This is a genomic window from Thiorhodovibrio litoralis, assembly GCF_033954455.1.
GTDB lineage: Bacteria > Pseudomonadota > Gammaproteobacteria > Chromatiales > Chromatiaceae > Thiorhodovibrio > Thiorhodovibrio litoralis.
The window spans coordinates 1,143,101-1,167,372 of the sequence record NZ_CP121473.1; the positions used below are offsets into that span (position 1 = coordinate 1,143,101).

The following is a 24,272-nucleotide window of genomic DNA, read 5'->3' on the forward strand; positions in this document are numbered from 1 at the left end:
GCGCTGGTCTCGCCGGTTGAAGGAGAATTAGGTAGAGATGGTCAATCTGGCGCGCGCAATAACCGCTCCAGGCGCTCGCTGGTCAATGTCGGTTGGGATGGTGCTGTCGCGTCCAGGGGCAGACCGCCGCGTCCGAGGGCGATGAGGTGGCTTCTGTTATCGGTTGCTACAACCCGACAAAGATCATCAAGAATGGCATCCGGGTGCTGAAAAGGCGTTCTTAATGGGACCAAGGAAGCGGTAATGTCCAGGTCCGGCGTGGCTATTGCAATATCGCCCTGGATGCCGAACGGTGCGGCGGCCTGGATGACATTGCGTCCGCTGCCGCTGACGAATTCCGCGCGCTCCTGACCGCCGATCTCGACCGCGTCCAGGCTGGCGATGAGCGCTTCGCTGCCGATCACGATGTCCCCGCCCTTGGCGCCCGCCGCGGCTGTGTTGGCCTGGATGAAGCCACCCTCGAGAATCAACTGCTTGGAATCCAGCTCAATGTTGCCACCATCTCCTTGAGTCCCGAAGGCCGTGGTTGTGATGGCGCTGTTGCTGAGCCAAAGCCAGCCGCCAGCGATGCGGATAGGCCCAGCGTCGGCGGCGGCGGAGCTTGTGGATACTACGCTTTGGTTTTGAAGTTGCATTTGTCCGGCGCTAATGCCGATCGAGCTGGCGGGAACATTGCCGAGGCTGACTCCGGAGACCCAGCTGAAATCGAGCGATAGGCTTTCGGTGTCGATCCGAATTCCGTTATCCGGGATGGCTCCAAGACGCTCATCTGGAACCTGTGCCAAGCTGGCGACGGTGATCGAACCGAAGCCGCTCAAGCGGATATCGGTGGCGGCTATTTCGATGGAGCCAGCGAGTCCACTCGAGCCGCTGATTGCGCTGGATTCGATACCTGTAATTTCATTCAGTGAAAACTCCCCGTCGATTGACAGGTTGTTGGCCGTGACTTGAATCGCACCAGCATCCCCAGGCGAAAAACTTCTTGTCGACAAGCGCCCGCCGTTACTCAGAATGATATCCCGGGAAACGGCCACTTGCAGATCGCCGGCATCTCCGCTGCCGAACGATGTCTGGCTGAAAATACCGGTGTCTTGAATCAAAGGGTCGCGCTGGGCCGAGTCGCCGCCGTCAATAAGAAGGCTTCCGGCGTTTAGGCTGATCGATCCGCCATTACCTGCGCCAAAAGTGGATAGGTCGATCTTGCCGCCGTCGCGAATTAGAACCTGATCCGCGTCGATGCGAACCGGTCCAGCGGAAGACTGGCCGCCGGTGCGTGATTCGATGGCGCCGCCTTCGGCAAGCTCGAGATAGGGTGTCGTGATGGTGATGGCGCCTGCCCCGCCGAGAGTGTCCCCTTCGAGAAAGGCGCTGGTGGTGAAGAGGCCGCTCTTGCCAAAGATCGGATTTTCCGCGCGAGGGTCGACACCCCAAATCCGGATGGCTTGATCGGCGCTGACACTCAAATCACCGCCATTGCCGGTGCTCTCTGAGCGAGTTTCGATCCGTCCCCCTTGCGCCAGTTCCAGGCGGCCAACATCCAGGGTGATGTCGCCTGCGCGCCCCTCCGAAAAGGAGATCGACTGAATAATGCCGCCCGATTGAAGAATCGCCTGACCGGCTTGGATATCGATGGGGCCGCCGGCGCCGGTGGACGCAGATCCCGCAATGGGGCGCGTGGGGTCGATGGTCTCGAGACCGCTGGTGCCCGTGTCAATCCAGGCATCCTGTAGCCACAATGTATTGTTCAGGTTAAGCTGAACCGATCCGGCGCTGCCTGGGCCGGCAGTTCCGGTCATGATGGCCGAGCCAGGCGCCATGAAGAGCGAATTGGCATCAATGCGAACTTGACCGGCATCCCCTGCGGTGGTGACGTTTAGGATGGCGGCTCCATTTTGCAAGGAAATCTGCTCGGCCTCGATAAGAATATCGCCCGCGCGGCCCTCGCTCGCCGTCAGCCTTGGGTCGAAACCGAATTGCTCTGCTGGGAAAATATTGGCAGCCCAGAAACCCGCGCTGCCGTTCTCGGCGTCGACCAGAAGATCGCCGGTAACTTGAACCTCAATGGTGCCGGCGTTCGCGCGATTTTGAGAGATTGCGGACAGGATGGAGTCACGCATGTCGAGTTCGCCTGCGTTTACCGAGATTTGGCCCGCGTCGCCGAGCCGCAAATCCGTGGCTCCGGCGCCTGAGCTGACGTCAATTCCTGAATTGCTGAGCGCGAGGCGGACCTGAGCGGTGATGTCAATCTGTCCCGCGTTGCCGAGACCTTCTGTGAACGCGCTCAGCACGGCATCCTCCATCTCCAGATGGTCGGCCTTGATGGCGATCTGGCCGGCATCGCCGCCGCCAAGCGTGCTCACATTGATGACGCTGCTGATGCCAGTTGTATCTTGTCCGATTATGCGAATCAGCGGGGCTGTCATTCGGATTGCGCCGCCGGCGCCAGTCGCCGTGGCCAGCGCCTGAACATTGCTGTTGCGCAGGTCTAATTGTCCGGCCTGGATCGCGATGCCGCCGCTGGCGGCTGACTCGGCGCCGTTATCGGCAGCCAGGGTGCTGTCTGTGATCTGTATCGGCCCGCCACGCAGATTGAGCTGGCCCGTTCCGGCGCTGCCGCTGACGTCCAGGGTTGCGCCACCGCTGATATCGATCGCACCCGTGGCTGCCGGCGCTGGCTGGTCGGAAGACGGCCGAATCTCAGCCGATGCGGCCCCGACGGCCGTTAGCCCGAGAGTTCCATCGGGGGCCGACAGGCTTGGCGCCTGATTTTGACCGATATCATCCGAGATTTGGATTGCGCCCGCGCTGAGGGTCAGGTCTGCCTCTTGGGCAACTTGAAGCTGCGTGCCGCGCATTGAGATGGAACCCGGCTGGGGGCCGAGAAAGCCAAAGGCTTCAGGTGCGGCCATGGTGAGTGTGCTGCTGGATGGATCGCTCGCCGAAAAGCGGCTGCCATCGCTGAAACGCAGCTCATCGGCGGTACTGACATGCAGGGAGGCGGGCACATCGACGCTGGCGTTTGGCCCCATGACTACCCCGGCGGGGTTGATCAAATAGACATCGGCTTGGCCGACCTCGGAGCGCAGAGCACCGTCGATCTCGGAGACCTGACCGCCGGTAACCCGACCGATGACGTTCTGGATGTTATCCGGGCCGGTAAAGGTCGCGCTTTGGTCAGAGTGGATGTTGAACTGCTGAAAGCTGTGAAAGAGGTTGTTGCCATGCGTCTTGCCGAGTTCGGCGCCGATGGTCATGTTTGGGCCGTTGAGCTGGACGGCCGGCCCGAGGCTGCCGTCGGTGGCGATGTCGGCGCTGACCGTTGTGGTGACGGCCAGCAAGCAGATACTGGCGATCAGCGCGGGTGGATTCAGGCCAGGGGAAGGGAAAAGTGATCGGGGCATGGTGATTTTTCTCTTTTTGCTGCAGCGCTGGCCTCGCCTGTTGAAGGAGAATAGGTAGTGATGGTCAATCTGGTGTACGCAATAACCGCTCCAGGCGCTCGCTGGTCAGTGTCGGTTGGGATGGTGCTATCGCGTCCAGGGGCAGGCCGCCGCGTTCGAGGGCGATCAGATGGCTTCTGTTATCGGTTGCTACAACCCGACACAGATCATCAAGAATGGCATCCGAGTGCTGAAAAGGCGTTCTTAATGGGACCAAGGAAGCAGTAATGTCCAGGTCCGGTGTGGCGAGGGCGATCTCGCCCTGGATGCCGAGCGGCGCGGCGGCTTGGATGACGTTCCGGCCGCTGCCGGGGGTGAAGTTCTGGCGCTCGATGCCGCCGATTTCGAGTTGGTCGTCACTGGCGATCAGTGCCTCGCTGGCGATGCTGATATCCCCGCCCTTGGCCTCGGCTGCGGCGGTGTTGGCTTGGACAAAGCCACCATCGAGGATTATCTGCTTCGGCGCTAGCAAGATATCGCCGCCATTTCCCAAAGCGCCCTCAGCAGAGGTGGTGATCTGGCTGTCCTGCAACCACAGGTAACCGCCGGTGATGGTGACGTGGCCAGCATCGGCTAGCTGGGATTCAGTGCTGACGCGGCTGCTGTTAGCGATCCGCATCTCATCCGCCTGAATGTTGATTGTGGCGGCGGGTATTTGGTTGCTGCTGGAGGCATCGATGGAGCTGTCTTTGAGGTCGAATTGTCCCCCACGAACGCTCAGGAGCAGGGGTTCTAAGGTTGAATCCAAGGCAGATGCAGGGATGAAAGGATTAAGGGAGGCAATGGAAATCAGGGATCCCTGGCTGAGACCGATTTTGTCCGCCGTAATGCTAATCTGGCCGGCGCGGCCGGTGGCTTCGGCGCTTGCGACACTAATGATTTCTCCGTCTTGGAGCACAAGGTTTCCAGCCTGAACTTGCACGTCCCCAGCATTGCCGGTGCTGTCGGTCTCAGTTGAAATCTGGGCGCCGCGTAACACCTCGAGCAGGCCAGTAATGTTCATGGTGACGGTGCCGGCCGCTCCGCTAGCGTCGGATTTTGCGCGACTGTACACGCCGGTCGACTGATCTGTGAGTCCCTCGCCGTCGAACCGCGCTGACTCGGCGGTAACCACTACCTCGCCAGCATTTCCAACAGCGGAAGTGCTGGTCGAAATCCCCGCGCCATTTGATATTTCGAGCAAGCCATCGACCTTCATCGTGACCCTGCCGGCATTGCCGCTTGAGCCGGAGTTGGTTCGGCTAAAAAGCCCGGTTGCTTGTTCCTCCAGAGCGCTATCGTCCAGGCGCGCAGAGCCGGCGACGACGTCGAGGCTGCCGGCGTTGCCTTTCGACCAGATGCTGCTTGAAATCTGAGCGCCGTTCAGCATCTCAAGTCGATCGGTCACCACCAGTTTGATCGTGCCGGCATTGCCGCTTGAGCCGGCATAGGCGTTGCTCGCAAGACCGGTCCATTGGCCCTCCAGCCCGCCGTCGTCCATGAGCATGGAGCCGGCGTGAATGTCCAAGCGCCCGGCGTCGCCTTCGGACCAGGTGCTGCTGGAAATTCCTGCACCGTTCAGTAATTCAAGCAGATTGGTTACCACCAGCTTGACGCTGCCAGAATCACCGTTAGAACCAGCAAGGGCTCGGCTGAGAATACCGGTCAATTGCTCCCCACCAACGTCGTCCAAGCGCGCGGCTCCGGCTGCGATGTCCAGGTCTCCAGCGTTGCCTTCCGATAAGGTGCTGCTGGAAAGTTGCGCGCCATTGCGCATTTCAAGGAGATCGGTCACGACCAGTCTGACGGTACCGGCATCGCCGCTGGAGCCGGAGTAGGCATTGCTGAAAAGACCGGTGACTTGCCCCTCCAATCCGCCGCCATCCATGAGCGCGGAGCCGGCACTGATGTCTAGATCCCCGGCGCTGCCACGGGCGAAGGTGCTGCTGGAGATGTAAGCGCCGTTCAGTATTTCGAGCAGATTGTTCACCGCAAGCTTGACGGTGCCGGCATCGCCGCTTGAGCCAGAGATGGCTTGGCTGAAAAGACGGGTCCATGTCCCCTCCAACCCGCCGCCATCCAGGCGCGCGGCGCCGGCTGCGATGTCCAGGTCCCCTGCGTTGCCTTGGGACCAGGTACTGCTCGATATCTCTGCGCCGTTCAGCACTTCCAGCATATCGGTCACCACCAGTTGGACGGCGCCGGCATCGCCGCTGGAGCCGGAAGAAGCATCGCTAAAAAGGCCGGTCAATTGCTCTTCCAGGCCGGCCCCGTCCAAGCGCGCGGAACCGGCTGCGATGTTAAGGTCTCCAGCGTTGCCTGCGGACAAGGTGCTGCTGGAAAGCTGCGCGCCGTTTAGTAATTCAAGCAGGCCAGTCACCACCAGTTTGACGGTGCCGGCGTCGCCGCGGGAGCCGGAATAGGCATTGTTGAAAAGGCCGGTGACTTGCCCGTCTAACCCGCCGCCATCCATGTGCGCCGAACCTGCGGTGATGTCCAGATCCCCGGCATTTCCAGCAGCGAAGGTTCCGCTGGAGATGTAAGCGCCGTTCAGCACTTCGAGCAGGTCGGTCACCTTCAGTTTGACGGTGCCAGCATCCCCGCTTGAGCCGGCGATGGCTTGGCTGAAAAGACGAGTCCATGGTCCCTCCAGCCTGCCGCCGTCCAGGTGCGCGCTGCCGGCTGAAATGTCCAGGTCCCCGGCGTTGCCTTGGGACCAGGTGCTACTTGAGATCTCCGCACCGTTCAGCACTTCCAGCAGATCGGTAACCACCAGCTTGACGGTGCCGGCGTTGCCGCTGGAGCCGGAAGAGGCATCGCTGAAAAGACCTGTGACTTCCCCCTTCAAACCACCGCCGTCCAGGCGCGCGGCCCCGGCAGCGATGTACAGACCTCCGGCGTTGCCTGCGGCAAAGGTGCTGCTGCCAATCTGCCCGCCGTTCAGTACTTCAAGTAGATTGGTGACTGTCAGCTTGACAGTGCCAGCATCGCCGCTGAAGTCTGAATTCGCTTGGCTGAAAATACCCGTTACTTCCCCCTCGAGCCCGCCGTCGTCCAAGCGCACGGCCCCGGCTGCAATGTCAAGGTCGCCGGCGTTGCCTTCGGCGAACGCGCTGCTGGAAATCTGAGCGCCGTTAAGCACTTCCAGTAGATCGACCACCACCAGCTTGACAGCGCCCGCATCGCTTTCAACACCTGTAGAACTCCGAATGACGGCACCTTCCTCCATTCTCAGCGATCCGTCCGAACTGATCACCACCCCACCCGCCGCGCCAATTGGACCGTCAAGAGACAGCGCTTCATTGCGGTAGCTGTCGCTCGTGATCCGTGACGCATTAAGGCTAATGTTCCCTGCCCGAATCAAAGCCCGTCCGGCGTGTCCAGCAGCGGCAGTGTCGGCCCACAGATCACTGTCAACAGCCTCGAAATCTCCGCCCACACCGACCCGGATGCCGCCTTTGGAATCTGTAGCCCCTTGATTCTCAGCGATCAAGCGAGCCTCATTGAGATGTGCCTCTCCAGCCTGAAGGCTGATCAAGCCGCCGCCATCCCCACTGGTTTCCAGTTCCGCTTGGGCAATGTCAAGACGCCCAAGATGCGGCGCGGCTTGCTCTGGACTAAGATCCGGCAGCGTTGGTGATTCAACTGAAACCTCAGCCTCCGCTGAGCCGACCGCTTCAAGTCGCAGGGTGCCGCCGGCGGCGGTCAGGCTGGCGTCCTGCTCGGTAGAGCCCTGGATTGCAATGTCGCCGGCGCTGAGGCTAAGAGTCTCGCCCGGCGCGACCTCCAGCTGGGAACCATTGATCTGGAGATTGGCAGCCGCCTGCTGGCCCAAGAACCCGAAGGTCTCGGGGGCGGCCAGAGTTAGGGTGCTGGCACTGGGGTCAGTGGCTGAGAAACGACTGCCGTCCTGAAAGCGCAGCTCATCGGCAGTGCTGACATGCAGGGAGGCAGGCACATCGACAGTGGCATTGGGCCCCATGACAACGCCGGCGGGGTTGATCAGATAGACGTTGGCCTGGCCAACTTCGGAACGCAGGGTGCCGTCGATCTTGGATTGCGTGCCCCCGGTGACCCGGCCGATGACATTGTTGATGTTGTCGGGCCCGGTAAAGGTGGCACTCTGTTTGGTGGGAATATTGAAGTGCTCAAAGCTGTGAAAGAGATTTCCTCCGTGGGTTTGGCCGAGCTCGGCACCGATGGTCATGTTCGGGCCCTTAAGCTCCACCATCGGCCCGAGGGTGCCATCAGTGGCGATGTCTGCGTGGGCCGCCATGGTCATAAGGCAAAGCAACAGCAGGGCGGCGGGTGCGAGAGCACGCGGGGGCCTGGACGCAGCGCAAAACTCCAATCCTGGGGCCCACTGGGATGAGTTCGTGCATCGCCTCTTGGTGCATTTTTCAGGCTTTAGATGAGCTGAAGCTGGCGCCATGGTGCGGGTATCCGGTGGCTGAACTTGCGGGGGATGGATAAATTGTAGACCACGAATGCATGGCTGGCAGTCCCCGTGTCGATCCCGATCGCGATCGCGGTGGCGGATACGTCGCTCTCAGTGGTGATATGGCTATGGCGCAGAAATGACGGCCCGAAATTGATCCGAATCCGTGGCCAATGGAGGTTGGTTCTCGTGGTACATGATCGTTACCATCTCATTGCGATACTCCAGCTCTTCTAGTCTTATCCAGCCTAGGTGAGCGTAGAAGTCGGTCTTATTGGGGGTGAAAAGATATATTTTTTGAAAAGACAGTTCACGCGATACATCTACAATTGCTTGGCAAAGTTGGCGTCCAATGCCCTTGTGACGATGATTCGGTGGCACGTATACGCTTGATAGCCAGGGGTGAAGATTTTGTCTAATGCCTATGTCAAATAAAACGAGCCGGGCAATACCGATCACATCGTTATTGTTTTTGGCTATTATTGAAAATGGAAGTCCGTCTCGGTTTGGTTTTTTGCTGAGGTGGGCCATTGCACGTTCTACGCTCGAGCCTTTGTTCAGGTGACCCCATTCTCCATAGAGCCATTGAGCCACTGTTGTTAAGTGCTCAGGAGAGTGATGTAGAGGTAAGAGTTCCATTGTTGACTGCAGCCAGGTAACGATTCAATAGTAAGCCCGCTTTCGGGGCGGGCTTCGGTGCGAGGGCCATCGGGTGAGCTAATCGAGCAGCTTCCCGAGCTGCCTATCTGCTGGATATCAGCGCGTTGTTCTGCGCCTTAAGCGCATCAGTGATCTGAAGGCTGACCGCGCCGGCGCTGTTGTGGTGCCTGGGAGTAGCGATGCCAGCTGCATTCATCTACAGCGATCTCGCATTCAAGGCGATCTTACCACCGTTGTCGGCACCTCAGGTAACTGACCTGTAGTATAGTGGTGCGCGCGCCCATTGGTTCGCGGCGACGAGTCAGGTTGCCCTTTCTAACCCACAGTATCCGGCTATGAATGAAGACGAGAATGCATCGCCCTTGCCGCCGGGGACTCAAGTCCATGAGTTGGTGATCAAAGAACCGCTCGGGCGGGGTGGAGCCGGCATCGTTTATGCGGCGCGGCATGCCATTCTCGATCAGATTCTGGCTGTGAAGGAGTTCCTGCCCGGTGCATTGGCTCGGCGTGTGCGGGGTTTTGAAGTCGAACCGCTTCCTGGACAGGAAAAGGTCTTTGAAGGATTAAGGCAAAAGTTCCTGCAGGAAGGGAGAACTCTGGTCGAACTGGCGCGACCTAGCCCACATCCGAATATCGTCCAGGCAACAGACGCGTTTCGTGCGAATGAAACCGTTTACCTTTGCATGCGCTTTGAGCGTGGCGAACCGCTTGACGTTATCTTGAAAGCCCAGGGGCCTCTCTCGGAGGCTGAGCTGCGCGCGCTGCTTGTCCCGCTGCTCGACGGCCTGGCTCACGCTCATCGGCACTTGGTGCTGCACCGGGATATTAAGCCTTCCAATATTCTGATTCGTGATGACGGTTCGCCGGTGCTGATCGATTTCGGCGCCGCCCATCAGGAACGGCCGGGCGGACCGGTGAGTGTGGTTGCGCAATATACCCCCGACTTTGCCGCGCCAGAGCAAATGCTCGACGGTGACCAGGGACCCTGGACAGATATTTATTGTTTAGCCGCAGCTTGCGTCTATGCGCTGACTGGTGAATCCCCTAAGGGGATGCATTTTAAGCTGGAGCCAGATGGTCGCTTGGCCGGAGTGGACCCGCGCCTGCTTGCCGCTTTGAATGCGGCGCTGCATTTCGATTGGACCAAACGACCGCAAAATGTGGGTGAATGGTGCGAGCAGCTTGGTCATGCGGGACTCGACCTCCGGGCGATTCGGTCCGAGCCTGCCTTGCGAACCGGGCAGGCAGGAACCGAGTCCATGGCTCAAACTCGGACCCAAGCGATTGGCAGGCTTCAGGTGCCCGCATCGGATGCGACCGAAGCGCTGCCGCTCAATCGGGTACCCGCTCCGCCGCCTGGTGCTGCCGATGCAACCGCTGTCGAGGAGCCGGGATCAGGCGTGGCGGTCGGTCTGGGCAAGCAGGCCAAGGGGCCTAGTCAAAATCTCGCACAGAACTCAAGTCGGCCGGCACGCGCCGTCGTGCTGGCCAGTGTCGGTTTAACCACGTGTCTTGTGGCTGCAGCCGCGCTCTGGTGGTGGTTTGCGAAGGGGCCGGAACCATCATCGACTGAAGCTGGACTCCCGCCGGTGGCATTGCCTGAGGTGACGGCTGAGCGCGCAAGCAGCGGCGATGCTGGTGAAGCGGCCCAGCAACAGCATCCGTCTAATGCTCGGCCTGCGGTGGAGGATGCGCCAGAGTCGCGCCCTGAGACGCAATCGCTACCTGATATGGTGGACCCGGTGGCGTTAGTCAGGGAGTTTGTGTCAGCCTCGAATTGTGCCGCCCTGACGGATGTGCGGCTGTCGAAGCTGGACGGTGAACTGCAGCTGAGGTTGCAAGGTTTCGTGCGGGATGAGCGCGAACTCGATCGGCTCGAAGCAATGCTGCGCAGCGCGCGGCCGGATTTGAACCTTGATGCGCGCGACCTGGCCATTGCCGCCCCTTTTTGCGACATCATCGGGAGCTTGAATCGGGCCTTGGAGACCGTGCCGACGCATCCGGGCATGCCGAGGCTTGTTCTAAATCACGCGGACAGGCTCTACCACCAAGACCAGTTGCTGGCGTTGACGGCGACTCAGCCCGGCGGCGCAGCGGGTTTTCTCTACCTGGATTTTGTCGATCGACACGGAGGAAGTTCGCCGCTATTGCCGAATGCCGCGGTGGAGTCGAATTTCTTGGCTCCTGGTGCGCGGATTTCGGTCGGTGCCCCAACGAAGACAGCCTGCAACAGCGCGCCCGAGGCCTGCTTCATGGCCTCGAAACCGCATGGTAATAATTTGATTCTGGCGATCTGGAGCGCGCGGCCACTTGAACCCGACTGGCACCTCTCGGCGGATGACCGGGATGCGATGTCCGCGCTTGCAGAAATGCTCGCTGAGGAGGGTCGCTATGAGGGTGCGGGTGTGACTTTGGGGTTTCAATTTGTCACGACCGCACCCTGATCTTCGGGCTGAGCATCTGCATCAGGCTGAGTGCTCAGTCAGCCGTCTTCGTCTTTGGCTGGCGCGATTTTCTCGGCTTCTTGGCTGCTTTCTTCGCCGATCGGCCGCAGCCGTACTCGGCGGTTGACGCTTGCCGCGGGTTGCTGTGAGTCGTAGAGCTCGCTCTCGCCTTTGCCGACGGTGATGAGCTTGTCGGGCGCAATTCCGGCGGTTTCGATCAAAAAACGGCGTGCTGAGCTCGCCCGTGCTTCAGACAGGCGCTGGTTGTAATCACCTGCGCCTGAAGCGTCTGTGTGACCTTCGATCAGCCAGTAGACTCCTGCAAACTCTGGCGCACGCAGCGCTTGGCCGAGTTTGCGCAGTTCGTCTTGAGCGGCGCGCGTTAATTCGGCTGAGTCGTAACCGAAATACAAGGATACACCATCTGCGTTACCACGCTCTTGGTCTTGGTCGGGGATATAAACGCCGGTATCAATGCGCGCGGGCTTTCCGGAGCTTGCGGTTCGGGTTGCTCCCGTGCTGGAGTGCGACGGAGACGGCGTCTGTCGGGCTGCCTGCTGTTGGCGTTCACGGGCGGTAACAATGCCGCGCTTGCGCTCGAGTACGCGCCCGAGTGCCTGCTGGTAATCGTCGACGGTGGCGCCACGCTTCATGTACTCCTCGGCTTTGGCCTGGGAAATCACCCCGGGGCTGCCAATCAGGATGCTCAAGCTGAGTCCAGTAACTGCAATTTGCATTGAAAAGCGACTTGGTATCGACATTTTCTTACCTCCAGTGGCTGCGGATGAGAGCAACTAAAATGAGAGCAACTAAAACAGACGGTTCAGCCCATTGAGCGCCGCGACCCGGTAGGCCTCGGCCATGGTAGGGTAGTTGAAGGTGGTCTCGGTGAAATACTGGACGTTATTGGCGTCGTCCGGCTGCGACATCATGGCTTGACCGATGTGGATGATTTCCGAGGCTTGCTCGCCGAAGCAGTGGATGCCGAGGATTTTTAGCGTTTCGCGGTGAAAGAGCAGCTTCAGCATGCCAACGGTTTGGCCGGTGATCTGGGCGCGGGCAATGCTCTTGAACGATGCCTGGCCGACCTCGTAGGGAACTTGGGCGGCGGTGAGCTCGCGCTCGGTGCGTCCGACCGAGCTGATCTCGGGCATGGTGTAGATGCCGGTCGGGAATTCGTCGATCAGCGACCAGTCGCAGCGGCCATCGGCGATATGTGTGCCGACGAAGCGGCCCTGGTCATAGCTGGCGCTGGCCAGGGCCGGCGGGCCAACCACATCACCGGCGGCATAGATGTGGGGCAGGGCGGTCTGGTAACTCTCGTTCACTTCCAGTTGGCCGCGTTTGTTGGGCTCAATGCCGATCATTTCCAGCCCGAGTTGGTCGGTGTTGCCGGTGCGCCCGTTGGCCCATAGCAGGATCTCTGTCTTCAGTTTTTTGCCCGAATGGCAATGCAGCACTACGCCATCCTGGTCCGGTTCCACCCGGTCGTAGCTTTCGTCGTGGCGGATTACGACGCCTTGCTCGCGCAGATGATAGCCAAGTGCGTCCGTGATCTCGTCATCCAGAAACGACAGCAGCCGGTCGCGGGTGTTAACGAGATTCACTTTCACGTCAAGATGGCTCATGATGGACGCATATTCGCACCCGATGACACCAGCGCCGTAGATGGTCATGGAGCGCGGGGTGTGCTTGAGCCGCAGGATGGAATCGCTGTCGAGCACGCGCGGATTGGAGAAGTCGACATCCGGCGGGTGATAGGGACGCGAGCCGGTGGCGATGACGAAGTTCTCACCGGCCAGCCGGTCGATCGCGCCGTCCGGACGGCTGACTTCAATCTGATACGGATCGACGAACCGGGCCTGTCCGTGCAAAATCTCGACCCGGTTGCGCTGAAAATAGCGGTAGCGGGTGCTCACCTGCGCGTCGATCACTGCGTCGGCCGCTTGCAGTAGCTGGGGGAAATCGACATCGATCAACCCGCTACTATGCGCGAACAGCGGATTGCGGCGATAATCCGCCAGCATCTGGATGGAGTGTCTGAGTGCCTTGCTCGGGATGGTGCCCCAATGCGTGCAGCCGCCGCCGACGCGCGGTTGGGCGTCGACCACCGCAACCTGGCGTCCGGCCTTGGCGAGCTTCATCGCTGCCCCCTCGCCAGCCGGGCCGGCGCCGATGATGATGGTGTCGAACCGCTTGTCGGTAGTCACGGGTTGCCGCTCCGGTGAGTCGTGATGGGAAGGCCGAGGTTAACCCAAGGGGATCATCATGTCGCGGCCGATGCCGCGGCTCGGGCAACTGGAGCGGCCCCTGGGTATTGATTTTCCGCCCGCTCTGGGCCAGTCTGCGCTGGCCATGTCAGTCGCCCGCCTGCCGAACTCACGGCGAAGAGGAGCCAAACCATGGATCTGCTGCCCCAAGATAAAGAAAAACTGCTGTTGTTCACCGCTGGCCTGCTTGCCGAGCGGCGTAAGGAGCGCGGGGTGAGGCTGAATTACCCTGAAGCCGTTGCCCTGATTAGCTGTGCGATTCTCGAAGGTGCTCGCGACGGCAAGAACCCTGATGATCTCATCAATGCCAGTCGCCGTTTGCTGCGTCAGGACGATGTGATGGAAGGGGTGGCGGAGATGCTGCCTGAGGTGAAAGTGGAAGCCACCTTTCCCGATGGCGTGCGGTTGATCTGCGTTTCCGATCCAATCACCGCCTGACCAATGGCTAGCAGGCTGGTCGCCACCGAGTGGGCCGCCCGCGCTGACTCGCCAGACATGATGCCGGCAAAGGACGCAGTCGGCGCCTGATTTTTCGCACTCCGCCGCTTCTGATGGAGGCAAGAGTTATGAATTCCAAACCCATGATTCCGGGTGAAGTCCTGTTGGCTCCAGGGGATATTGAGCTTAATTCCGGTCAGTCGCTGCTGACCGTCGAGGTTGCCAATAATGGTGATCGGCCGGTGGAGATCGGCTCGCACTACCATATTGCCGAGGCCAACCCGGTGCTTGAATTCAATCGTGAGGCGGCACGTGGTTATCGGCTCGCGATTCCGGCCGGCACCACGCTTTGCCTGGAGCCAGGGCAGCGGCGCATGCTCGATCTGGTCCCTTACGGCGGCACGCGTGAGTTGTATGGCTTTCGCGGGGAGGTGATGGGTCCGATCGACGCGCCGCCGCCAGCCCAGGAGATTGCCGAGCCTTTGCAGGAGACCGCGACATGAGCAAGATCAGCCGAGCCGATTATGCCGCGCTTTACGGTCCAACCATCGGGGACAGGGTGCGCCTCGGCGATACGGACCTGTTTGCGCAGATCGAGGAGGATCTCACCCACTACGGCGATGAGGCGCGCTTTGGGCGGGGCGGGTCCATCCGCGACGGCATGGGGCAATGTCAGCGTCAGGCCGACGAGGTGATGGATACCGTTATCACCAATGCCCTGTTGATCGATTTCTGGGGTGTTGTTAAAGCCGACATCGGTATCAAGGACGGGCGCATCGCGGCCATCGGCAAGGCCGGAAATCCAAACATCCAAACCGGCGCCGATGTGTTGATCGGTTCGGGAACGGAAATCATCGCCGCCGAGGGGCAGATTCTGACCGCCGGTGCGGTCGATGCCATGACTCACTTGATTTCGCCGAGACAGGCAACATCCGCGCTGATGGCGGGCGTTACCACGGTGATTGGCGGTGGGACTGGACCAAGTGCGGGATCTTTGGCCGCAGCGACGACGCCTGGGCCCTGGAATATTCGCCGCCTGCTGCAAGCTGCCGAAGGTTTGCCTGTGAACCTGGGAATTCTCGCCAAAGGCAGCGGCAGCCTGCCCAACCCGCTTGAGGAACAAATTCGCTCCGGCGCCATGGGGCTGACAGTTCATCCGGCATGGGGCTGCACGCCAGTGGTGATCGCGCGGGCGGTGGAGATCGCCGAGAAAATGGATGTGCAACTGCTGCTGCGGTTCGACAGCCAGAATGAGTCCGGGTCCGTTGATGAACTCATGGGTTTGATTGGCGAGCACTGTGTTGGCACCCTGCATGGGGATTCGCACAACGACGGGTCCATTGAGACACTGCGGGCGCTGGGCATGGCGCATACACTACCCTTGACGGTGTTCTCTCCGACGGCTGCGGACCAGGAGCGTACCGGCGCGCTTGAGGTGTTGCACGATCTTGGCGGCATCAGCGCGATGGCATCGGGTGGCCAGGCCGGCGGGCGCAGCGGCGGTTTAATCAGCCGCACCTGGCAGATGGCTCATCGCATGAAGGTGCGTCGCGGTCACCTGGCGCCGCCGCCCTTCGCCGCTGACATCGATCGCGAGGATAACGATAATTACCGCATCAAACGCTATATCGCCAAAACCGGCATCAACCCGGCGATACAGCACGGCATCGCGCATGAGGTTGGCTCGATCGAGGTCGGAAAGCTTGCGGACCTTGTACTGTGGCGCCCGGCGTTCTTTGGCGTGCGTCCGAGTCTGGTCATTAAAGGTGGACTGATCGCGGCGGCCCCGATGGGAGATCCCGGCGCCTCGGTCGCGGATGCCCAACCGGTGCAGTATGAGCCCCTGTTCGGTCTGACCGGCGGGGCGACGCGCCTGACCTGCATGACGTTCGTCTCCCAATGGGCCTTGCAGGCTGGCGAGCCGCAGCGTTTGGATTTGACCCGCCGTATCGGTGTGGCACGCGATGTGCGCCAGGTGCGCAAAGTGGATATGATCCATAATTTCTGGCGGCCGGAGATCGAGACTGATCATCGCACCGGCGAATTGCACGCCGACGGAATGCCGATGACCTGCGAGCCCCTGCCGATCGTTCCGCTGGGACAACGCTACGCGCTCTTTTAACGCTCGCTGCTCACACAACGGCCAGATTCGTCATCTACCAGATTCGTCATCTAATAGAGCCGTCATGTAAAATGCCGGGTTAGTCTGAGTGCGGGCCCGGTGGCTCGCGCGCTACAACGATTCTCAAGGTGCTTGGTGGCGAACAAGGATCAACCTCGGCCCTCTCGGGCGCGCTCCCACGACGACGACCCGCGGCCATCCGCGCCGCGTTGGTCGGGGTCTGCGGGCAATGTGCCGCCAAAAAAGAAAGCTCCCAAGAAAAACGCGGCCAAGACACCAACCAAGACCGGGCCTCATCCGGTGCTCGGGGTGCTGGATTTGTTTGGGCGCATGCTTGCCGGCATGCTCGCCATCCCGCTCGATCTGGCGGTGCTCGGGCTATTCGGCGCGGCCTTGGTGATCTATGTCACCCTTCCAGAGTTGCCGGACATTGAAGGCTTGACCGATGTTGCTTTTGAGGAGCCGTTGCGGGTCTATTCGCTGCAAGGCTCGCTGATGGCCGAATTTGGTATTCAGCGCCGGCGTGCGGTCGCTTTCGAAGACCTGCCGCCCAACATCATCAATGCCTTCATCGCGACCGAGGATGCGCGCTTTTTTGCGCATGTCGGTGTGGATGCCATCGGCTTGCTGCGCGCGGCGGTGCATGTGGCGCGCACCGGTTCCATGACCCAGGGCGGCAGTACCATCACCATGCAGGTGGCGCGGAATTTTTATCTCTCGCGCGATAAGACCATCCGTCGCAAGCTCGCCGAGCTGCTGCTGGCGATGCAAATCGAAAAATCGCTCACTAAGGAAGAAATCCTCGAGCTGTACCTCAATAAAATCTTCTTCGGGCATCGTGCCTATGGTATTTCGGCAGCGGCGGAGTTCTACTACCGCAAGCCGCTCGATCAGCTCACACTGGCGCAGATGGCCATGCTCGCTGGCTTGCCCAAGGCACCCTCGGCTAATAATCCGCTGAGCAATCCCGAACGGGCCAAAGAGCGACGCGACTATGTCCTCGGGCGCATGCGCGAGCTCGGATTTATTACCGAAAGCCGCTATCGAGAGGCCATCGCCGAGCCGCTCACGGCCACTTACTACCGCGCGGAGATCGAATTTGAGGCCGATTATGTCGCGGAGATGGTGCGCCAGGAGGTGGTCGAGCGCTTCGGCGAAGAGCAAGCCTATTCGCTCGGCCTGAACGTCTATACGACGGTGGATGAGCGCTTGCAGCGCGCGTCTGACGCGGCGCTGCGCGAGGGGCTGATGGCCTATAACCTGCGCCATGGCTACCATGGGCCGGAAGCCACCATTGACAATGCGGGTGCGCTGAGCGCCAGCCAGCTCGACGAGGTGCTGGCGGAGCGTCCGCCCGTGCCGGGCCTGCCAGTGGGGGTTGTGACCAAATTTGGACCCGAGCACGCTGAGGTCTATCTGGGAGACGGCCGCTACCATCAACTCACACGTGACCAGGTGGCCTGGGCACGGCGCTACAAGACCGAAAACTGGCGCGGATCTCAGCCGCGGCGGGTGGGCGAGGCGGTGTCGGTGGGGGATGTGATCCGGCTGCGCCAGAACGAGGACGGCGAATGGCGCCTCGCGCAGGTGCCGCTGGTGGGTGGCGCCCTGGTGGCCATGTCGCCGCAGGACGGCGCAGTGCGCGCGCTCTCTGGAGGCTATGCCTTCAAATGGAGCAAGTTCAATCGAGCGGTAGATATCAAACGCCAGCCGGGCTCGAGCTTCAAGCCATTCGTCTATGCGTCGGCATTGGCGCAGGGCTATACCCCGGCAAGCATCGTGCGGGACCAGCCGTTCGAGATGATGGGCGCGCGCGGCATGTGGCGGCCGCAAAACTCTGACGGCAAATTCCTCGGCGCCATGACCATTCGCAGAGCGCTAACCAGGTCGCGCAATCTCGCCATCATCGATCTCGTTAATCGCGTGGGCCCGGATGTCGCGCGTGATTACATCCAGCGATTCGGCTTCTCGCTCGATTCCATTCCCAATAACATCGTAATGGCCCTCGGCGCCGGCGCGGCTTCGCCGCTCGAAATGGCAACTGGCTTCAGCGTGTTTGCCAATGGCGGCTACAAGGTGGAGCCTCACGTGATTTCCCGTATCGTCGATGTGCATGGCCAAGAGATGTACAGGGCGAATGCGCCCCGATCCTGTGACGAGTGCTGGCTGGAGGTGCCCGAAGATGGCACGGCGCGGACGCAGGCGGACGGGGCTTCCAGTGCCCCGGAAGCGCCCCAGGTGGTCGACCCGCGCATTGCCTACAGCATCGATTCCATCTTGAAGGACGTGGTGATCCAGGGCACTGCCACGCGGGCAAGGGTGCTCGAGCGGCCGGATATCGGCGGCAAAACCGGTACCACCAACGATTCGCGCGATTCCTGGTTTGCCGGCTATCAGCCTGAGCTGGTGTCCATTGTCTGGATGGGTATGGACGATAACCGCCCGCTTGGTCGTGGTGAGTGGGGAGGAACCGCCGCCCTTGGGGTGTGGATCGACTTCATGCGTGTCGCGCTGGAGGGGATACCCGAGGCCAAGATCAAACGCCCGGAAGGCATGGTTGAAGTGAGCTTGCAGGGTGGCGGAACTGAGGTCGTGCGGGTCGAATACCGCGACAAACTTGGCGGCCCCACGCCGGTTTCCTCAGGTTGGACACCATCGCCGCGGAGAGGCAGTGCGCCGCGGGTGATCGACGATCTGTTTTGATTCGCTTCAGCTTTCTGGTGCTCTGAGCTGGTTGGTCAGCTTCTCGAACTCGCGCTTCATCTCCAGATTCTCGAACGGGCGCAGCGGCGGAACCTGACGCTCGAGCAGGCCATCAAGGAGCTGCTGGCTGGATTGCACCAGAGCCACCAGCTCGCCGGACACGCGCACCGTCTCGTAGGTGTTCCAGGCGGTGCGGATGTCTTGTTGCAGCGCCTCGCGCGCGCGGCGCACCTGCCGGGCCTGCTCGGCGAGATAATCCCGATAGCGCCCTGCGGCGGTGATGGTCATCTGCTGCGCCGCGAGATTGGCCTCAAGCACATCGGCGCGATCCGGCTGCGCTTTGAGCAGTTGGCGGGTTTCGCTGCTTAACTCCTGAGCGCGCTGGCGGATGGTGTCGATCTGTGGAATGTACTCGGTTTCGATCGTCTGCTCGACCTCCAGGTGCATCTGTTTCAAGGCCCGCAGCAGCACGACGTAGAGCCCGTAGTAGCGGCGGGCGCTGTCCATGTCCTCGCCGCTCTCGCGCACCAGGCGCTCGAGCTCGACGGTGATGGTTTTGACATTGTCAAACACAATGCCAAGATCAATCATCGAGTCGCCCACCACAGTGGCGAGCAAGAACTCGACCTGCTCGTCCGATAACTCAAGGCCGATGGCGCGCAGCCGCTCGGCGAATTCACGCTGAATCTGACGCAATTTGGCCTGATTGTCCTCAATGGCCTGTTGCTCGTCGGCGATCAGTGCGTCGTAATCCTCGGGCGTGCGCTTGACCAGTGACTGGGTTGGGGCGCCGATGCGCTCCTGGCGATAATTGGCGATCTTCTCCCGCGATTGTTCGATTTTGGTGTGAAGTTCAGCGATCGCGGCGCGTTCGTCCTGCAACGGCGACATCGACAGCACCGCCACCGCCTGGTCGAGCAGCGCCTTGATGTCGTCTTCGACATCGCCCTGATCACGCTTGAACCAGGCCTGCTCGGGCAGGTCGCGCTGCACCTCCTGCAGCGTCAGGGTCTCGTTGAGCGGCGGCAGCACATCGGACCAGAGGGCGCTGAAGTGCGCGTTATCGGCCGCAGTGGTTGCCCCCTCGTGCGCTTGCACCAGATCGGCCGAGCGCTGCCACCAGTCACCCGCAGTCTCGCGCGAGCGGCGCCAAATATCGCCGGCGCCGTCGACCGATTTGCGCCACAACTGCGCGCCCTGCTCTCGCGACTGCTCGAGCAGCTTGGTCGTTTGTTCGACGATTGGGGCCGTATTCAGCCCAGGTGATGGCTGCGACGCGGCTGGCAGCGGGTTTGGTGGCCTGTTTAGCGGCTGGCTTGGCAGCCGGCTGCCCGCTTGGTCGGTATCGGCTGAATTGGACTCGGTCTGCGCGAGAGCGTCAGACATCAAGGCACCGGGCATGGCCAGGCACAGGCTAAGACTCAGCAGAAGGCGAATTGCATCAGCCCTGCGACGAACGAATGACCAGGATAGGATTGACATGGTGGGATGGCACCTCCCTGTGCCGGCACAAATGAAGGGTTGTTGCAGCGCTCAAGCGTCAGCGGCGGCGCCGACGATGTTGACCTCTACACGCGAGCGCGTCAGCACTTTCTGCAGTGCCAGGCGATTTTCGGTGTTGATCAGGATAGGGCCGGCAATGTTGGCGTGCACCTTGGGCTTGGCCGCGTCGCTTTCATCGTTGCGCGCCAGCATCAGCAACACCAGAATCTCGTTAGGGTCCTTGGATTGGAGCAGCGCCTGCTCCTCGTCGTTGAGGTCGATGACGTAATTCAGTCCGTAGAGTGTCGGGTCGACCACCGTGAAACGGACATCGGGGCTGTCGAGTGATTCGAGCCAGAAGAGCTTGTTGCTCTGTTCTTCCGGTTTGCCGTCGCTATTGTGAAACATTGTGAAGCGATGGTCATCCTCGAAGCCGGGCAGACCTTGAGGAAAGGTAATGATTTTGTTCGCATCGATCTGAGGTCTGTCTGAAGATGCCGCCATGATGATCTCCTTGATTATCGCGAAAACCCATTGATACGCCTTTGCGGTCGCAGCTAAAAAGGCTGCAGCTCGGAAAGGCTCGACTTCGCCGGACGGGGCCTGAAAACCATGCCCCGCGTTTATGCCTAACTATAGACGCAAAAGCGCCTTCGTGCCCCTCGCAGTGGATAACTCATTTGTGACGCCGATTCTCGATAACCGACTTAGTGCGCCGCGCTTTGACCCCGCCAATCCTCTACGCGCTTGACCGCTGCCAGCACTAGCGCGCCGGCGACCAGGCCGATCAGGGCATCGACAATCAAAGGCGTGAGAAAGTGCAGGATAGCGCCAACAGTTGGCAGCCCGCCCAGCATCTGCGTGAAATGGTGCACCATCTCCTGGAGAGCGGGGATGCCGTGCGCGATGATACCGCCACCGACCAGAAACATGGCAATGGTGCCGGCAACCGATAAGAACTTCATCAGCCAGGGCGCCAGGGACAGAATGAAGCGGCCAAAGGCGCGCTGCAAGCGGATGCTCGCGCTCTCGCCCTCGCGTTTTGCCAGCAAGGCGCCGCCGTCGTCGAGCTTGACGATACCCGCAACCAGCCCATAAACGCCGACCGTCATCACAAAGGCGATGCCAATCAGCACCAGCACCTGGGTCAGGAAGTTCGCTTCCGCCACGGTGCCAAGGGTGATGACAATGATCTCCGCCGACAAGATGAAATCCGTGCGGATGGCGCCTTGGATCTTATCGCGCTCCAGCACCGCCAGATCGACTTGCGGATCGAGCAGCGCGGCGCTCAGTTCCTCGCGTTTCGCGTTGGTCTCCTCGGGCGGGTGCAGAAACTTGTGCGCGATTTTCTCGAAACCCTCAAAGCAGAGATACAGACCGCCAAGCATCAATAGCGGCATGATGGCCCAGGGCGCCAACGCGCTGATCAATAACGCGGCCGGTACCAGAATGGCCTTGTTGCGCAAGGAGCCCTTGGCGACCGCCCAGACCACTGGCAGCTCGCGGTTGGCGCGCACGCCGGTAACTTGCTCCGCGTTCAGAGCCAGATCGTCCCCAAGCACGCTCGCGGTCTTGCGCGCGGCGACCTTGGTCAGCAGGGATACATCATCAAGGACTGTGGCGATGTCGTCGATCAGGGCAAGCAGTGTCGTGGCCATGGCACAGGGCTCGTCAGCAGGAAGATGATCGCCGGAAGGCGGCGTTAGCTCGGGCGCATCATAGTGGAGCGAGCGGGCGGAACCAAGAGGGGCGTGTGCTTGGCGCTAAAAACCAAGTAAAACGCTAGGAAAAAGCCTGCAGTTTTTCGGGTATTCGTTGAAGTCAGCTAGGACGGGCCAATCTCGCTCCCTGAAGGTTGACGGATGTTCCATCGACCAGTCACTCGAAAGAGGTAACGACCATGAGCGATGAAGCACTGCGTAAGAGTAACCGACTCGGCTTTTGGATGATTGCGGCAGTATGTTTGCTGCCGCTGGTGCCCTATGCGATGAAGGGGGTCTCCTGATCCGCGGCATCCCGAGTCAAATCTGCGTCCTAAGGAACGCCGGCCCGGACGGGCCGTGCTTGATGAAACTCCCCGACTGAGCAAAGTCACCGATATTGGAGGTAAGAACGATGAGTGATGAAGCACTTCGTAAGCAAAATCGTATTGGCTTCTGGATGGTGGCAGCGGTGTGCCTGTTGCCCTTGGTGCCCTACGCACTGAAGGGCGCCGCATGATCGGCACCATTCGGGGATATCGCCCTTGTGGGGATATCGTCTAGCGATACGTCAACCGGCGCTGGTCGCTTGTCGGCCAGCGCCTTCATTGATCACCAGGAAGTTCTCAACAGGTATCGCAACAGCGGGGCGAACATCAGCCCGCAATAATGTCGTCTTCTGAGGATTGAGCGGGGCTTGCGCAGCGAGTCCCGCTCTTTTTTTGCGCGAGCTAGCCGGATTCCACCCGGTTGCGACCACCTTCCTTGGCGCGATACAGGGCTTCGTCTGCACGCGCGATCAGCTGATCAAGCGACTCCTTCTGCTGGCGGCTGGCAACACCTAGGCTTGCCGTGACCTCAAGCGCGGTTTCCGTGCCGATGTCGATGGGTGTGCTGCTGATGAGCGTTCGCAGTCGTTCAGCGGCACCGGTGGCCTCGGCGCCGCTCTGGCCGATCACAAAGACAATAAACTCCTCGCCACCATAGCGTACCGCAATGTCCGTGCTGCGGCTGTTGTCGTTCAGCCGGGCGGCGACTGCCTGCAGCACCTGATCTCCTGCACCATGGCCGTAGGTGTCGTTGACGCGCTTGAAATGATCGACATCGATCATCACTGCCGAGAAAACTGCGGTGCTGTCGCGATCATGCATCGCGCACTGGCGGGACATCACGTCCTGCATGTAAAAACGGGTGAATAGTCCGGTCAGGGCATCGCGGATCGAGCGCTGGTAGGCCTTCTCGCGCTCCAGGTCAATGGAGCGATAAATCACTTCGCGTTCGAGTGCGACCTGCAGCGGCTCTGCCAGTTGCTTGACAATCTGCTCGATGCCCTTGTCGACCGGTGCGCGCTCGCTGAGCTCGATGATGGCGAAGCCATCAATACGCTGTTGCGACGGCCCGATGAGCGGGATGGCCAGACGCGACCCCGGATGTTCCTCGGGGTGCTCCTCGCAAAAAGCCTCGCCGCACAGATGGTGGTTGAGAAAACCCGCCTCCTCGCGGTGTGCCTTGACCCAATGCTCGCGTGGCTGGCCAATGAAGCGACAGAACTCGGGCGGCTCGGTCTCGATGCTGCCGGAAAAGCGATTCTCGCGCTTGAGCACCAGGATGGAGTCATCCGGCAGGGCGGCATAATAGTCGATGCGCGCCGCTGGCAGACTGCGCCGCACCAGCTCCAGCAGCCGCGCGGCAATGTCGCGGAAGTCCCGATACAGCAGCATGGTCTCGGCAATATCGCGCAGGGTGGCGTTCAGGCGCGACAGCCGACGGATGTCGGTGTCGTCCTGCCCCAGCAGATAGATGCCGCAGTCGATCTGCTTGAGCTGCTCGATCATGAAGGACACCAGCGGCCGCGGGATAATGGACCCGTGCTGGGCGGCGATGATCTCGATCGGGTAGCGCTCAATCTGATGCATCGCGTAGCCGAGGATGTCATTGCTCGGCATGTAGTGCTCGTGGAAGGGCTTGAGCGCCTCGATGTGCGATTCATCGCGAGCGATCAGCTGCGGCTCCTCGGTAAAGCCACCGAACAGGTCGCTCGAGAAGAGCACCCCGGTGTGGCGGTCGAAGCTGCAGAAGGCACCCGGGAAATGCGCATAGGGGGTAAAAATGAATTCCAGCTCGCGATCGACCAGCGGCAGTCGCCAGTCATGCTGGTCGATCAGCCAGAAGGGCATCTTCAGCCCGTAATGGCGCAGCAGCGCATGGGCGCGCCAGTGGGTGACGACAACGGCATCCTCGCGGTCGTTCATCTGGTCGATCAACGGCAGCGCGGCGGTAATGTCCGGGTCCTGATGATGGCAGACGAAGTAGCGTATCTGGGTGAAGGGCACGATCTGCTCGATCTTGGCCAGGGTGCCGGGAAAGGTCAGCTTCGAACCCGGATCGAATAGCACCGACTGATCACCCTGCTCAAGCAGATAGACATGGCACTGGAAGGGATCATCCGGCAGCACATGGCCCACCCACCAGACGCGCTCGGCGATCTCCAGCGGGCCGCGACAATCGGCATCGTGCAGATGACTAAGATCAGGGTTCAGCGAGGGTTTGTTCAACGTTTTTTCAACCTGGGCCTTCCACAACAACCGGGCCCGGT

General features: G+C 60.7%; 14 protein-coding genes. 5 read left to right on the forward strand and 9 right to left on the reverse strand.

Annotation, left to right across the window (positions count from 1 at the left end):
- Positions 1-41: 41 nt before the first annotated feature.
- From Thiosp_RS05040 to Thiosp_RS05050, 3 genes are all read right to left on the reverse strand, one after another.
- Positions 42-3,401 (reverse strand): two-partner secretion domain-containing protein, encoded by a 3,360-nt coding sequence (locus Thiosp_RS05040; protein ID WP_201065887.1) that lies wholly within the window; start codon positions 3,399-3,401, stop codon positions 42-44.
- Between the two features lie 64 nt (positions 3,402-3,465).
- Entirely contained in the window at positions 3,466-7,695 is a 4,230-nt protein-coding gene (locus tag Thiosp_RS05045; RefSeq protein WP_201065886.1) for a two-partner secretion domain-containing protein, read from the reverse strand.
- 288 nt (positions 7,696-7,983) lie between these two features.
- The gene (locus Thiosp_RS05050; RefSeq protein WP_201065885.1) at positions 7,984-8,496 is read right to left on the reverse strand and encodes a GNAT family N-acetyltransferase; all 513 of its coding nucleotides are present in this window, start codon (positions 8,494-8,496) and stop codon (positions 7,984-7,986) included.
- 356 nt (positions 8,497-8,852) lie between these two features.
- On the opposite strand from Thiosp_RS05050, the gene Thiosp_RS05055 reads away from it, so the two are divergent.
- Complete coding sequence (locus Thiosp_RS05055; protein WP_201065883.1) at positions 8,853-10,961, forward strand: serine/threonine protein kinase; 2,109 nt, start codon at positions 8,853-8,855, stop codon at positions 10,959-10,961.
- Between the two features lie 38 nt (positions 10,962-10,999).
- On the opposite strand, the gene Thiosp_RS05060 is transcribed toward Thiosp_RS05055, so the two are convergent.
- Both Thiosp_RS05060 and sthA read right to left on the reverse strand, forming a co-directional pair.
- Positions 11,000-11,671: an OmpA family protein gene (locus Thiosp_RS05060; protein WP_201065881.1), complete on the reverse strand. Its 672-nt coding sequence runs from the start codon at positions 11,669-11,671 to the stop codon at positions 11,000-11,002.
- 99 nt (positions 11,672-11,770) lie between these two features.
- Positions 11,771-13,171 (reverse strand): Si-specific NAD(P)(+) transhydrogenase, encoded by a 1,401-nt coding sequence (gene sthA, locus Thiosp_RS05065; protein ID WP_201065879.1) that lies wholly within the window; start codon positions 13,169-13,171, stop codon positions 11,771-11,773.
- A 192-nt stretch (positions 13,172-13,363) separates the two neighbouring features.
- On the opposite strand from sthA, the gene ureA reads away from it, so the two are divergent.
- From ureA to Thiosp_RS05085, 4 genes are all read left to right on the forward strand, one after another.
- Entirely contained in the window at positions 13,364-13,669 is a 306-nt protein-coding gene (gene ureA / locus Thiosp_RS05070) for an urease subunit gamma (RefSeq protein WP_201065877.1), read from the forward strand.
- Between the two features lie 143 nt (positions 13,670-13,812).
- Positions 13,813-14,172, forward strand: a complete 360-nt coding sequence (locus Thiosp_RS05075; RefSeq protein ID WP_201065927.1) for an urease subunit beta — start codon at positions 13,813-13,815, stop codon at positions 14,170-14,172.
- Positions 14,169-15,791: an urease subunit alpha gene (locus Thiosp_RS05080; RefSeq protein ID WP_201065876.1), complete on the forward strand. Its 1,623-nt coding sequence runs from the start codon at positions 14,169-14,171 to the stop codon at positions 15,789-15,791. The genes Thiosp_RS05075 and Thiosp_RS05080 overlap by 4 nt, the downstream gene beginning before the upstream one ends.
- Positions 15,792-16,022: 231 nt before the next feature.
- Positions 16,023-18,494, forward strand: a complete 2,472-nt coding sequence (locus Thiosp_RS05085; protein WP_323696846.1) for a penicillin-binding protein 1A — start codon at positions 16,023-16,025, stop codon at positions 18,492-18,494.
- A 6-nt stretch (positions 18,495-18,500) separates the two neighbouring features.
- On the opposite strand, the gene Thiosp_RS05090 is transcribed toward Thiosp_RS05085, so the two are convergent.
- The 4 genes from Thiosp_RS05090 to Thiosp_RS05105 all read right to left on the reverse strand — a co-directional run bounded on the left by Thiosp_RS05090 (position 18,501) and on the right by Thiosp_RS05105 (position 24,231).
- Positions 18,501-19,880, reverse strand: a complete 1,380-nt coding sequence (locus Thiosp_RS05090; protein ID WP_242518462.1) for a coiled-coil domain-containing protein — start codon at positions 19,878-19,880, stop codon at positions 18,501-18,503.
- A 147-nt stretch (positions 19,881-20,027) separates the two neighbouring features.
- Positions 20,028-20,480, reverse strand: coding sequence for a flagellar assembly protein FliW (gene fliW, locus Thiosp_RS05095; protein WP_201065874.1), 453 nt, complete (start codon positions 20,478-20,480; stop codon positions 20,028-20,030).
- Positions 20,481-20,683: 203 nt separating this feature from the next.
- Positions 20,684-21,634, reverse strand: coding sequence for a DUF808 domain-containing protein (locus tag Thiosp_RS05100; protein ID WP_201065872.1), 951 nt, complete (start codon positions 21,632-21,634; stop codon positions 20,684-20,686).
- A 773-nt stretch (positions 21,635-22,407) separates the two neighbouring features.
- Positions 22,408-24,231 carry an oxygen-binding di-iron domain-containing protein gene (locus tag Thiosp_RS05105; protein WP_242518461.1) on the reverse strand — a complete coding sequence of 608 codons (1,824 nt, stop codon included), beginning with the start codon at positions 24,229-24,231 and terminating at the stop codon, positions 22,408-22,410.
- Between the last annotated feature and the right edge of the window lie 41 nt (positions 24,232-24,272).

What these genes read in the sequence shown, in the direction of transcription:
- ureA (WP_201065877.1), top strand. Translation starts at nt 13,364, where the DNA reads ATGGATCTGCTGCCCCAAGATAAAGAAAAACTGCTGTTGTTCACCGCT.
- Thiosp_RS05075 (WP_201065927.1), top strand. Translation starts at nt 13,813, where the DNA reads ATGATTCCGGGTGAAGTCCTGTTGGCTCCAGGGGATATTGAGCTTAAT.
- Thiosp_RS05055 (WP_201065883.1), top strand. Translation starts at nt 8,853, where the DNA reads ATGAATGAAGACGAGAATGCATCGCCCTTGCCGCCGGGGACTCAAGTC.
- Thiosp_RS05100 (WP_201065872.1), bottom strand. Translation starts at nt 21,634, where the DNA reads ATGGCCACGACACTGCTTGCCCTGATCGACGACATCGCCACAGTCCTT.
- fliW (WP_201065874.1), bottom strand. Translation starts at nt 20,480, where the DNA reads ATGGCGGCATCTTCAGACAGACCTCAGATCGATGCGAACAAAATCATT.
- Thiosp_RS05040 (WP_201065887.1), bottom strand. Translation starts at nt 3,401, where the DNA reads ATGCCCCGATCACTTTTCCCTTCCCCTGGCCTGAATCCACCCGCGCTG.
- Thiosp_RS05050 (WP_201065885.1), bottom strand. Translation starts at nt 8,496, where the DNA reads ATGGAACTCTTACCTCTACATCACTCTCCTGAGCACTTAACAACAGTG.
- Thiosp_RS05090 (WP_242518462.1), bottom strand. Translation starts at nt 19,880, where the DNA reads ATGTCTGACGCTCTCGCGCAGACCGAGTCCAATTCAGCCGATACCGAC.
- Thiosp_RS05045 (WP_201065886.1), bottom strand. Translation starts at nt 7,695, where the DNA reads ATGGCGGCCCACGCAGACATCGCCACTGATGGCACCCTCGGGCCGATG.
- Thiosp_RS05080 (WP_201065876.1), top strand. Translation starts at nt 14,169, where the DNA reads ATGAGCAAGATCAGCCGAGCCGATTATGCCGCGCTTTACGGTCCAACC.